This is a genomic window from Geminicoccus sp. (assembly GCF_036263595.1).
Taxonomy (GTDB): Bacteria; Pseudomonadota; Alphaproteobacteria; order Geminicoccales; family Geminicoccaceae; genus Geminicoccus.
Map to the genome: position 1 here is coordinate 26,293 of NZ_DATAGQ010000139.1, position 11,877 is coordinate 38,169.

Genomic DNA, 11,877 nt, shown 5'->3' on the forward strand with positions numbered 1-11,877 from the left:
CCTCAACCTTTCCTTAACCTCCGGGTGCTACAACGTCGGACGTGGCGGCAGCGGAGGTACCAGGATCGTCGAGACACCAACGATGTACCAGCTGGCGTCAGGCCGGAAGGGCGGTCAGGCTGCCTCTTGTCGCTGCTTGGCTGCCTGGACGACCAGATCGGCAAAGCGGCCGGCAATGGTACGGGCCGCCTCGGTTGCGGCGGCAAGATGGCTGTCCGTGGCGGCGCGCAGGAGTTCCGGGGCCTTCGGATCGCCGGTCAGCTCCATGCGCAGGCGACCCCAGCTCGTCAGGATCGGGCCGGTCACCTCGATATGCGGCTGGAACCCCCAGGTCGCGTTGCCGGCGCGCCAGACCTGGTTGGCGCAACCGGTGCCGCGCATCAGCAAGCTGGCCTCTGGCGGCAGGTCGAAGGTGTCGTCGTGCCACTGCATGAAGGCGATGCCGTCCGGGACCGCCTGGAGGAGCGGGTCGGCTGCGGCCGCGTCGGTGCGACGGACGGGCACGAAGCCGTATTCGGGCGCCCCGCCGATCCGGGAGCGCCCGCCCCAGGCGCGCGCCAGAAGCTGGGCGCCCAGGCAGATGCCCATGACCGGCCGATGGGCGCGGTCCATGGCGCGGGCCAGGGCCAGAAGTGAAGGGAAATAGGGGCAGACATGATCGGCCAGGGCGTTCATGGTCCCGCCCAGGATCAGGAGGCCGTCATGCTGGCCCGCGTCCTCGGGCAGGCGCAGCGCAGAGTCGCCATGGAGGACGCGGGGCTCGATGCCGCGTCGCAAGGCCTCTTCCTGGAGAAGTCCGGCGGGGCTCTCCAGATTGTTCTGGACGATCAGGATCCGAGGCGGCATCGGGCGGTTCCGGGCAGGTGCTGTCTCGACATGCCGGTTGCGCCGGCGGACGGGAAGAGGAGTTCTTCAGCGATCGTGACGAGATTTGCCGAGCGCGCCCAGGAGCTGCGCGACGAGTTCGCCCTGTTCGACGACTGGCGCGACAAGCTCGAGAACGTGATGGACCTCGGCAAGACGCTGCCGCCCATGGACCCCGCGCTCAAGACGGACGCGTCGCGCGTGTCCGGCTGCCAGAGCCAGGTCTGGATGGTGGGCGTGGACGAGGGCGGACTGGTCCATTTCTACGCCGACAGCGACGCGATCCTGGTCAAGGGCCTGATCGCGCTCCTGCTGCGGCTCTACGACCGCCTGCCCCCGGACGAGATCCTGGCCAACCCGCCCGAGGTGCTCAAGGAGATCGGCCTGGAGCGCTATCTCACCCCATCCCGCTCCAACGGGCTCTACTCGATGATCGGCCGGCTCCAGGCAATCGCCACCAGCCAGGCCGGCTCCGCCCGGCCGGGCTGAACCTCGAACGCTCAGGAGCGGCCACGACCGGCGGGCGTCCGCTGTCGAGCGCGTCGATGCGGCGGCCGGCCGGCGTCCGCATCCGGCTCGACGATCGGCGGCCGGAGCGGGGTCAGGCAGGGCTCCTTGGAAGTAGCGATCGGCGGCCGCGACAGGCCAAAGGCCTTGCCGCCCCCGAGTGGCTCCTTTGGCCGGCGTCGAGTGCGCAACCGCCAACCAGGGACGACATCTGCCGTTCGAGCATCTGGCATCTGGCCGGCCGAAGGCGACCCGCGGCGCCACTCATTCACGGATGAGCCTGCCGTTCCTTTGGAGACGGCCGCGAAACCCTGGTCCTGGCGCTGCTGGTGTGATTCGATCCTGCGCATCAGAGCGGGAGGCAGCCAGGTTGTGCCTGGCGGTGGGCCCGTTGAGCCTGGTGGAAGCTTTGTTGCCGGCGGCCTTTGGCAGCAACCAGCGCCTGGAGCGGTACAAGGCGCAGGTGGACTGGGCGCAGGTCGACTGGGCGCAGGTCGAGGCGCTACCGGGATCGATGCGCCGGGCACCGACCGGACGGCCTGCCTATCCGCCGCTGCTGCAACTCAAGGCCCTGCCCCCGGCAAAGCAGGCGGCCTTGCCGTTCCTGCTAAGCGGCAAGGATACCGGCTGTCGGATCGTGATCGCGACGAAGCCCTGGCCGGCCGGCTGAGCTTCCGCCGCCCTTGCGTCCTCGGGATGGAGGACGCGGTGCCGGATCCGACGACCGGCCATGAGACCGATCACCCGATTTCCAGTGGATCGACGGCAGGGCCGTTCATCAGCCAGGAGGTTGCGAAGGGACGCTCTCACGCTTCCTGATCGACCTGGCAGAGGCGGGTCTGGCTGAAGCCCCGTTCGCTGAAGTTGAACCAGCACCGCGAGCGGCGAGGGCAGCGCAGCTTCGTCGGTACCAAGCCCATCTGGTGGCGGGCCATCGATCGTCATGCTGCGATCGATCTGGCAAGCATGGCGCCGCGGCCGACCGGACAGCTCGCTGGTCGTCCAGCAAGATGGCCGGCCATGATCGGCGGCTACGGGTGGGCCATGCGGGAGGGCCTCCGTGAATGGCTCGCGGCCGATGGCCGAGCCGCGTGTCCACCCGGTAGCGGCGTCTCCAAGGCAAGCCGGCATGCCGCGTGGAACCGGAATCCGCCCAGGACGGCCACGGCCGATGCGGCCGGCCGACGCGGAACGAGTGGCGGAACGGGGCGTGCAGCGTTGACAACAAGCGGCCGGTTGCTTCCGCTTGACCGGCGACGCTGCTCGGGGGCCGGAAACGAATGGACCAGGAAACTAGCCGGCCGCTGGCGGCCGGGTGCCAGACCTTCACCTGGGAGATGCTGGGGCCGGCCTGGACCGGGGGCACCGACGACCTGCTGAAGGTGATCGCCGAGGCCGGCTATGCCGGGATCGAGATCACCGACACGATGATCGGGCCCTATGCGGACCGGCCGGCCGCGTTCGGTCTGGCGCTGCGCGCGCACGGCCTGAGCCTGGTGGCCTTTGCCTGCGGCAGCGCCAGTGGCTTTACGGAGGAAGCGGCGCTGGCCGAGGACCTGGCCATGGTCGACCGGGCGCTGGCCTTTGCCGGGACGTTCCCGGGCGCGCACCTGTCGCTTGGCAGCGCCACGGTCATGTCGGCGGGCCCCCGTCCGGACAAGTTCGCGGCAGCCGCCCGCTTCTATAACGCAGCCGGGGAACGCGGCCGGCGTGCCGGCGTACCCGCCGCCTTCCACCCGAGTTCGCACCACGACACGCTCCTGTTCGACCGTGGCGACTACGACCGGATCATGGCGCTGACCGATCCGGAACTGATCGGCTGGGTTCCCGATACCGGCCACATCATCCGGGGCGGCCAGGATCTCCTGGACACGATGGAGACCTATCGGGCAAGGATCCGCTACCTGCACCTCAAGGATGTTGACGCGGCCGGCCGGTGGCGGATGCTGGGTGCGGGCATCTGCGATGTGGACGGGGTGATCGCCATCGCCCGGGCGGCGCCGCATTTCAACGGCTGGCTGGTCCTGGAAGAGGAATCCGACGAGGCCGCCCAAGACCCGGCGCTGGCGGTCAGGCAGAACCGTGCCGCATTGCGCCGCTTCGGGAGCTGACGCGCCAACCAGGAGGCGACGCCTCGGACGGTCGTCGCCTCGGGCCGGCTACACCAGGTCCTTGAGGTAGTGACCGACGATATAGGCGAGGCCGGCGGCGGCGAGGCCGACCGTCAGGGTTTCGAGGCCGGAGCGCCACCAGCTGGCGGTGGTCCAGCGGCTCTTGATGGAGCCGATGCCGAAGAAGACGAGGGCCGTGGAAACGAGCGAGACCTCGACGGCGCTGGGGCTCTGCACGGCAAAGGGCAGCAGCGGGATGGCGCCGCAGACGAGAAAGGCGGCAAAGGTCGCGAACGCCGCCTTCCAGGGCGTGCGCAGGAGCTTGGGCTGGTTGTAGGCCTCGGACATCATCGTGCCGATCCAGCGCTCGCGGTCGGCCGTGAGCACGCTCACGACGCGTTCGAGGTCCAGGCCGGCAACGCCCTTGGCCCGGTAGATCCGGCGGACCTTGTCGCGCTCTTCGCCGGGCAGGCGCTCGATCCGTCCTTCCTCGCTGGCACGCAGCCAGGCGAACTCGTCATGCTCGGACTTGGTGCCGCTGAAATTGCTGGCGGCCATCGAAAAGCCGTCGCTCACGAGGTGGGCCACGCCCAGGATCAGGACGATCCGGGGCGACAGGTCGGCGGCGACCACGCCCGCGACGATGGCGAAGGTCGTCACGACCCCGTCGATGCCGCCATAGATGCAGTCCCGGAGGTAGCTGACCTGCGGGCTCGTCATGGGCAGCTCGCTATCGAGGCTGCCGTCAGGTTCATCCAACCCCAAACCTCCCGCCCGCTGGAGCGTCGGCCTGGCTGGCCGGCGCCTTCAAGCCGCCCGATCCTGCCGTGCCGATTGGCGGCGTGCCATGCGCGCTGGCCAACGGCCGTTCCATCACCACGCTCCTGAGGTATCGGCGCAATGGAGGAAGCCGCCTGCACCCGACCTCCCCGGGATGCCGTTGCGACGGCCCCGCCGGCCAGCCGTGCGACTCCATCGCCTGGACGCGCGTGCTCTGCGTGGGTTGCCGAAGGACGTGGCCGCCCCTAGTTTCCTCCGCGCTGCAGCGCAGTGACCATATCTCGTATGGTCCCTCCCTCGCGACAGGCCAATGTAGGATCGCATCCCATCCCGTGTGCATGCAGAGCGCAACCTGATCGGCAGGCTGCGAGTCTTTTCTGCATGTTGTCATGCGCTGGGCGTGCTGCCGCCGGTGGCACGTGGTTGTGTTGATCCTTTCGATGTCGCATCGGCGCGCATCTTCTTTCGATGGATGATTCTTATGGGCAGTGCCTGGCTGGCGCGGATGCACGCGGTGTGGTTCGGCAACATCAAGGCCGACCTGCTGGCAGCCCTGGTGGTAGCGCTGGCGCTCATTCCCGAGGCGATCGCGTTCTCGATCATCGCCGGCGTCGACCCGAAGGTCGGGCTCTACGCCTCCTTCTCGATCGCGGTGATCACCGCCATTGCCGGCGGCCGGCCGGCCATGATTTCGGCAGCCACCGCGGCCACGGCCGTATTGATGGGCACGCTGGTGCGGGAGCACGGGCTGGACTACCTGCTGGCGGCCACCGTGCTGGCGGGCGTGCTGCAGGTCCTGGCGGGGCTGCTGCGGCTGGACCGGGCGATGCGCTTCGTGTCCAGCTCGGTGATGACCGGCTTCGTCAACGCGCTGGCGATCCTGATCTTCATGGCCCAGCTGCCCGAGCTGATCGGCGTGCCGCCCCTGACCTATGTCATGGTCGCAGCCGGGCTTGCCATCATCTATCTCTTCCCGCGCCTGACCAGGTCGGTGCCCTCGCCCCTGGTCTGCATCATCGTGCTGACCGCGATCTCGCTGGTCCTGGGCCTGAACCTGCGCACGGTGGTCGACATGGGCGAGTTGCCCTCGGCCCTGCCGAGCTTCTTCGTCCCGAACGTGCCCTTCGACCTTGAGACGCTGAGGATCATCCTGCCCTACTCGCTGGGCGTGGCGGCCGTGGGCCTGCTCGAATCGCTGATGACCGCCCAGATCGTCGACGACCTGACCGATACCGGCAGCGACAAGCGCCAGGAGTGCTTCGGCCAGGGGATCGCTAACTTCTGCACCGGCTTCATCGGCGGCATGGCTGGCTGCGCCATGATCGGCCAGTCGATCATCAACGTGAAGTCGGGCGGCCGTGGACGGCTCTCGACCTTCGCGGCAGGGATCTTCCTCCTGTTCCTGATCGTGGTGCTAGGCGAGTGGGTCGCGGTGATCCCGATGGCGGCGCTGGTCGCGATCATGATCATGGTCTCGATCGGCACCTTCAGCTGGCGGTCGATCCGCAACCTGCGCACCCACCCGCGCTCGTCCAGCATGGTGATGCTGGCGACGGTGGCCGGGGTGGTGATCACGCACAACCTGGCGATCGGCGTGGTGATCGGCGTGCTGATGTCCGGGATCTTCTTCGCCTGGAAGATCGCCCGAATCTTCCGTGTGACCTCCGAGCTTTCGGAGGACGGCACCGCGCGGACCTACCGTGTGGAGGGCCAGCTCTTCTTCGCCTCGGCCGAGGCGTTCATGCAGGCCTTCGACTTCAAGGAGGTGCTGGACAAGGTCACGATCGATGTCGGCCGGGCGCATATCTGGGACATTTCGAGCGTGGCGGCGCTGGACCGGGCGATCCTGAAGTTCCGGCGCGAGGGTGCCGATGTCGAACTGGTCGGCATGAACGAGGCCAGCGAGACGATCGTGGACAGGCTTGCAGAACACGACAAGCCGGGTGCCCTGGAGCGCCTGGCCAGCCACTAGGGAGGCAAGCATGAGCGACACGATCCTCGCCCTGATCGACGGCTCGGTCTACGCCGCCAGCGTCTGCGACCTGGCAGGCTGGGCAGCTGGCCGCACCGGGCGATCGGTGGAACTCGTCCATGTGCTGGGCCGGCGCGACAGCGCCAGCACGCCCGTGAACCTGAGCGGCGACCTCGGCTTCGATGCGCAGGAAACGCTGCTGGCGGAGCTTGCTGCCCTGGATGCCCAGAAGGCGAAGCTGGCCCAGCAGCGCGGCCGGCTGATCCTGGCCCAGGCCAAGGCGCGGCTGGAGGCGGCGGGTGTCACCGTGCCGCCGCCGAAGCTCCGTGTCGGCGACCTGCTCGAGACGGTTCAGGAGTTGCAGGCCGATGCCGACCTGATCGTGATCGGCAAGCGCGGCGAGGCGGCCGATTTCGCGAAGCTGCACCTCGGCTCGAACCTGGAGCGGGTGGCACGGGCGGCGCACAAGCCGGTGCTGGTGGCTGCACGGAGCTTCCAGCCGATCCGGCGGGTCCTGATCGCGTTCGACGGCGGCCAGAGCGCCACCAAGGCCGTGTCGTTCATCGCTTATGGTGCGTTGCTGAAGGGGCTGGAGATCCACCTCCTTACGGTCGGCGGCGAGACGACGGCAGCGCGGGAGGCGCTGGAGCAGGCCCAGGGTGTGCTCCGTGCGGCCGGCTATGCGGCGGAGGGCTGGATCGTGCCGGGCGAGGCCGACAAGGTGATCGCCCGCCATGTCCAGGACCAAGCTATCGATCTGCTAGTGATGGGTGCCTTCGGCCATGCAAGGCTGCGCAACCTGTTCATCGGCAGCACGACCACCGAGATGATCCGGTCGTGCAAGGTCCCGATCATGCTGTTTCGCTGATGAAGGCCAGATTGCACCCAGTTTTGGCGGCATTGCGGAGAAGCTGACGACATGGCGTACTCCTCGACCCTGGCGCTGCCGGACGTTCGTGGCGAGCTGGGTGCCGGACAGGCCCATGGGCGTCTGGTGCCGCTGGACGGCCTGCGCGGCATCGCCGTGTTCCTGGTGATCCTGTTCCACTGGAAATTCCTGCCGTTCGGCTGGAGCGGCGTCTGGCTGTTCTTCATCCTGTCCGGCTTCTTCATCTTCCGGAACCTCGTGACGATCCGGCAGGCGAAGCCCTCGATGCCGCTCCGCCCGTTCTATGGCGGCTTCATGTACCGGCGCTGCATGCGCCTCTTGCCGCTCTACTACCTCCTGCTCCTGGTGATGGCCGTCGTCGTGGCAATCCTGGCCCGCTGGGACCTGCTGACCTACACGGTTCCCGGGCTCGCCTTGTTCCTCCACAACTTCGTCAAGCCCTTCTCGACCATCAAGCACTCCCTTTACTACGATCATTTCTGGAGTCTCGGCGTCGAGATGCATTTCTACTTGCTGGCGCCGCTGCTGGTCTTCTACCTCAGCATGTCGCGGCTGAAGGTGGTGCTGGCGGCGATCGTGGTCGCCTCGCCGCTGCTGCGCGGGGCCGCCGCCGCCATGCTCGAAGCGGACGCCAGCTGGCTGACCATCAAGCCGGGCGGCTTCATCTACGTCCTCTCCTTCTTCCACTTCGACGCCTTCGCCCTGGGCGGCCTGGCCGCGATCTACGAGCGCTCGCTCGTCCAGCTGCGCGCCAGGGCCTGGTGGCTGCTGCTGGTCCCAGGCGCCCTGTTCCTTGCCTATGGCGCCTATATCGCGCTGGTGCATCGCGACGTGCCCTACCAGCTCTTCATGTCCGGCCATCTCCAGGAGAGCGTCGGCTACACGCTGCTGATCATGGGCTGTGCCGGGCTCGTAGCCGTGGCGCTGGTGGACCGCGGCCTCCTGCGCTGGTTCCTGACCCTGCCGCCGCTCCTCCTGCTGGGCCGCATCTCCTATGGCGTCTACCTCATCCATGGCGCGCTGATCATGCTGACCTTCGCCTTATGGGAGACCTACTTCCCGGGCGCCGGCCGCTTCAGCCCCGTCGTCCTCGGCATGTTCGGCATCTACCTGGTCGTCACCATCGGGATCGCCTGGCTGTCCTTCACCTTCTACGAGAGCCGGTTCCTGGTGCACACGAAGCTTCCCGCCCAGCCGCTCAGCGCCGCGCCGGCCGTCGGCTGACCAAGCACGGGTCCGCTTTGGCATCGACGCTGCGTTCTGCTAGCGCAGCCTCGATGACACCCGACCTGCCCGACCTGCCGATCCGCCCGGTCCTGCCCGACCTCGCCCGGGCGCTGCAGACCCATGGGCAGGCCGTGCTGGAAGCGCCGCCGGGGGCGGGCAAGACGACGCTCGTGCCGCTGGCCCTGCTCGACGCACCCTGGCGTCAGGGGCGCAAGCTGGTGGTGCTGGAGCCGCGCCGGCTGGCAGCACGGGCGGCCGCCTCGCGCATGGCCGACCTGCTCGGCGAGAAGGTCGGCGGGACGGTCGGCTACGCCATGCGCTTTGAGCGGCGGATCGGGCCTGCCACGGTCGTGGAGGTGCTGACCGAGGGCCTGTTCCTGCGCAGGCTGCAGGGCGATCCGGAGCTGTCGGACGTGGCGGCGGTGCTGTTCGACGAATTCCACGAGCGTTCGCTCGATGCCGACCTGGCGCTGGCCCTCACCTTGGACATGCGGGCTGCGCTGCGGCCGGACCTCCGCCTCGTGGTGATGTCGGCAACACTGGACGGCGTGGCCGTGGCGCGGCTGCTGGGCGAGGCGCCGGTCGTGCGCAGCGAAGGCCGGATGTTCCCGGTGGCGACCAGGCATCATGGCCGGGATCCGGCCGAGCCGGTCGACCGGGCGGTGGCGCAGGCCTGCCTTGACGCGCTCGCCACCGAGCAAGGCTCGATCCTGGCCTTCCTGCCGGGACAGGCGGAGATCGGGCGGGCCGCCACCTACCTGCGAAACCGGATCGACGACCCGCGGGTGGAGGTGCATCCCCTGTTCGGCGACCTGCCGCGCGAGGCCCAGGACCGGGCGATCCGGCCGACGGCGGCGGGACAGCGCAAGATCGTGCTGGCCACCGACATCGCCGAGACCAGCCTCACCATCGAGGGCGTGCGGGTCGTTGTCGACAGCGGCCTTGCCCGCAAGCCGCGCTTCTCCCCGCGCACCGGCACGTCCGCCCTGGTGACCAGGCGGATCGCCCTGGCCAATGCCGAGCAGCGCCGCGGGCGTGCCGGGCGGCTGGAGCCGGGCGTGTGCCTGCGCCTGTGGCCCGTGGCCGAGGAGCGGGCGATGCTCCCGCACCTCCCGCCCGAGATCACCGATGCCGACCTGGTGCCCCTGGTGCTGGAGCTGCTGGTCTGGGGCGTGGCCGATCCGGCGCAGCTGGCATGGCTGGACCCGCCCCCGCCTGCCGGCATCGCGGTCGCGATGGCCATGCTGCGGGAGCTCGGCGCCGTCGGTGCCGACGGGCAGGTGACCGCGGCCGGACGACGGATGGCCGCCATGCCGGTGCATCCGCGGCTGGCGGCGATGATCATGGCGGCGGAGGAGGCGGGCCAGCTCTCCACGGGGATCGCGCTCGCTGCCCTCCTGGCCAGCCGCGACCTGCTGCCAGGCACCGCCTCGACCGACCTCTCGTTGCGCCTCTCCGCACTTCAGGAAGGCCGGGGCGATCCGGCCAGGCGGAGCCAGGCCCTGGACATCGCCCGGCAGCTCGGGCGCGGGCGGTTCGACCGCAGCCGGATCGAGCCGGGCCAGGCCGGTGCGCTGCTGGCCGCCGCCTATCCCGACCGGATCGGCAAGCGGCGCGGGCCCGGCTCGTACCGGCTGGCGAACGGGCGGGGCGTGAAGGTGGATGCGGGCGATCCCTTGGCCCAGCAGCCCTGGATCGTAGTGGCGGAGCTGGACGATCGGGGCGCGGACGGGACCTGCCGGCTGGCCGCCGCGATCGATCCCGCCGATCTCGATCCCATGCGGCTTCGCGAGGTGACCGAGACGCGGATCGACCCGCAGACCAGCCGGGTGGTGGCCAGGCGCGTGACGCTGCTGGGCTCACTCGAGCTGCGCGCCAGCGAGACCGAAGCGCCGGCCGAGGACGTCCAGCGGATCCTGGTCGAGGCGCTGGCCCCGCGCCTGCCCGAGTTGATCGCGGCAACACCTTCGGCGGACCGGCTGCGACGGCGGGTCTTGCTGCTGCGCTCGGTCGAAGGAGCAGGCTCGAGCCTGCCCGACCTGTCGGATGCGAGGCTGGCCCAGGATGCGCCCGTCTTGTTGGCGGGGTGGCTGGATGGCATCCGCTCGGTCGATGCGGCGTCGAGGCTGGACTGGCACGCGGTGCTGTCGGCGAGGCTGGATCACGCCAGCCGGACCCGGCTCGACACGCAGCTGCCGACCCATTGGACGACACCGGCCGGCACACGCCATGCCATCGACTATGGCGTCGAGCCGCCCGTGCTGGCGGTGCGGCTGCAGGAGATGTTCGGCGCCGGCCAGGGCCCCGTGCTTGCCGGGGGACGGATCCCCTGCGTGCTGCACCTGCTCTCGCCGGCCGGACGGCCGGCGGCGATCACCTCGGACCTGGCCGGGTTCTGGACGAGCGGGTGGCCGGCCACGAAGAAGGACCTGAAAGGCCGCTATCCCAAGCATTTCTGGCCGGACGACCCGGCCAGTGCCCCAGCGACGGCAAAGGTGCGGCCGTGCTAGGCGTGCGCCGCGGCCCTTCCCTGCATCCTAACACGATGATGACGTGTAGAATGGGCGTGGGATGGGTTTTGGCGAGGTCGCCAGGATGTTCGACGAGATCGTGCACGCCGACTGGAGCATGGCGCCGCAGGGGCGATGGTGGGCACAGGCCGTTCGGGTGGACGGGCGCTGGCAGGTGGATGCACCTCAGCCGGTACCGACGCCTGGGGCGCTGCTGGCCCGGGCCCTGCAGTCGGCAGCCAAGGGCCGGCGCGTCCTGCTCGGATTCGATTTTCCGATCGGACTGCCGGTTGCCTATGCGCGGCAGACCAAGCTTCCGGACTTTCTGTCCGCGCTGCAGGTGTTCGGCGAAGGTGAATGGTCCCGCTTCTTCACGATCGTGAACAGTCCGGCGGGGATCAGCGTTCACCAGCCCTTCTATCCGCGGACGCCGACGAAGGGCGTCACGCAGCAGAGCCTGGTGACCGGGCTGAAGGTCGCGGCCTTCGCCGACCTGCTACGGGAATGCGAGAAGGTTCAGGGGCAAAGGCCCGCCTGCAGCCTGTTCTGGACGCTCGGCGGCAACCAGGTTGGGCGGGCCGCCCTGCATGGATGGCAGAACATTGTCCTGCCCGGGCTTCTCGATCCGCATGTCAGGCTCTGGCCGTTCCATGGCCCGCTTGCTGACTGCGCCGCGCAGCCCGGCGTGGTCATCGCGGAGACCTATCCTGCCGCCGCGGGCCGGTTTCTCGGCGTCAGCTTCCCACCTGGCAGCAAGCTCGTTCAGGCGGATCGGCAAGCGAAGGGCAGCGCTATCCACAAATGGGTAGCTCAGAGAATGGTCGATCTTTCGCCGCAAGCCCTGCTGGCCGTCCAGAATGGCTTCGGTACCGGCAAGTGCGGTGACAAATTTGATGCCTTCATTGGCCTGCTCGGGATGATCGAGGTCGCGGATGGCCATCGCTGCGAAGGGCCAGTGACGCGCCAGGACGTGAAGCAGTGGGAGGGCTGGATCCTCGGGCAGGCCTAGCGGTCGCC

General features: G+C 69.0%; 10 protein-coding genes. 8 read left to right on the forward strand and 2 right to left on the reverse strand.

The window, feature by feature from the left end; genetic code table 11:
- Nucleotides 1-114: 114 nt before the first annotated feature.
- A complete protein-coding gene (locus tag VHL31_RS13595; protein ID WP_329661762.1) occupies nt 115-846 on the reverse strand; it encodes a type 1 glutamine amidotransferase in 732 nt (243 codons plus the stop codon).
- A 75-nt stretch (nt 847-921) separates the two neighbouring features.
- On the opposite strand from VHL31_RS13595, the gene VHL31_RS13600 reads away from it, so the two are divergent.
- From VHL31_RS13600 to VHL31_RS13610, 3 genes are all read left to right on the forward strand, one after another.
- Nucleotides 922-1,353, forward strand: a complete 432-nt coding sequence (locus VHL31_RS13600) for a SufE family protein (protein ID WP_329661763.1) — start codon at nt 922-924, stop codon at nt 1,351-1,353.
- Nucleotides 1,354-1,783: 430 nt separating this feature from the next.
- Entirely contained in the window at nt 1,784-2,041 is a 258-nt protein-coding gene (locus tag VHL31_RS13605) for a hypothetical protein (RefSeq protein ID WP_329661764.1), read from the forward strand.
- 610 nt (nt 2,042-2,651) lie between these two features.
- Nucleotides 2,652-3,482: a sugar phosphate isomerase/epimerase gene (locus VHL31_RS13610; RefSeq protein WP_329661765.1), complete on the forward strand. Its 831-nt coding sequence runs from the start codon at nt 2,652-2,654 to the stop codon at nt 3,480-3,482.
- Between the two features lie 48 nt (nt 3,483-3,530).
- Here the strand turns inward: VHL31_RS13610 and VHL31_RS13615 are convergent, their stop codons facing one another.
- Nucleotides 3,531-4,241, reverse strand: a complete 711-nt coding sequence (locus VHL31_RS13615) for a VIT1/CCC1 transporter family protein (RefSeq protein WP_329661766.1) — start codon at nt 4,239-4,241, stop codon at nt 3,531-3,533.
- A gap of 526 nt (nt 4,242-4,767) precedes the next feature.
- On the opposite strand from VHL31_RS13615, the gene VHL31_RS13620 reads away from it, so the two are divergent.
- The 5 genes from VHL31_RS13620 to VHL31_RS13640 all read left to right on the forward strand — a co-directional run bounded on the left by VHL31_RS13620 (nt 4,768) and on the right by VHL31_RS13640 (nt 11,869).
- Nucleotides 4,768-6,234 (forward strand): SulP family inorganic anion transporter, encoded by a 1,467-nt coding sequence (locus VHL31_RS13620; protein ID WP_414653731.1) that lies wholly within the window; start codon nt 4,768-4,770, stop codon nt 6,232-6,234.
- Nucleotides 6,235-6,244: 10 nt separating this feature from the next.
- Nucleotides 6,245-7,102: a universal stress protein gene (locus VHL31_RS13625; protein ID WP_329661768.1), complete on the forward strand. Its 858-nt coding sequence runs from the start codon at nt 6,245-6,247 to the stop codon at nt 7,100-7,102.
- 51 nt (nt 7,103-7,153) lie between these two features.
- Nucleotides 7,154-8,347, forward strand: coding sequence for an acyltransferase (locus VHL31_RS13630; RefSeq protein WP_329661769.1), 1,194 nt, complete (start codon nt 7,154-7,156; stop codon nt 8,345-8,347).
- A gap of 53 nt (nt 8,348-8,400) precedes the next feature.
- On the forward strand, nt 8,401-10,860 hold the full coding sequence (hrpB, locus tag VHL31_RS13635) for an ATP-dependent helicase HrpB (protein ID WP_329661770.1): 2,460 nt from the start codon (nt 8,401-8,403) through the stop codon (nt 10,858-10,860).
- Nucleotides 10,861-10,921: 61 nt separating this feature from the next.
- Nucleotides 10,922-11,869 carry a hypothetical protein gene (locus VHL31_RS13640; protein WP_329661771.1) on the forward strand — a complete coding sequence of 316 codons (948 nt, stop codon included), beginning with the start codon at nt 10,922-10,924 and terminating at the stop codon, nt 11,867-11,869.
- Nucleotides 11,870-11,877 lie beyond the last annotated feature (8 nt).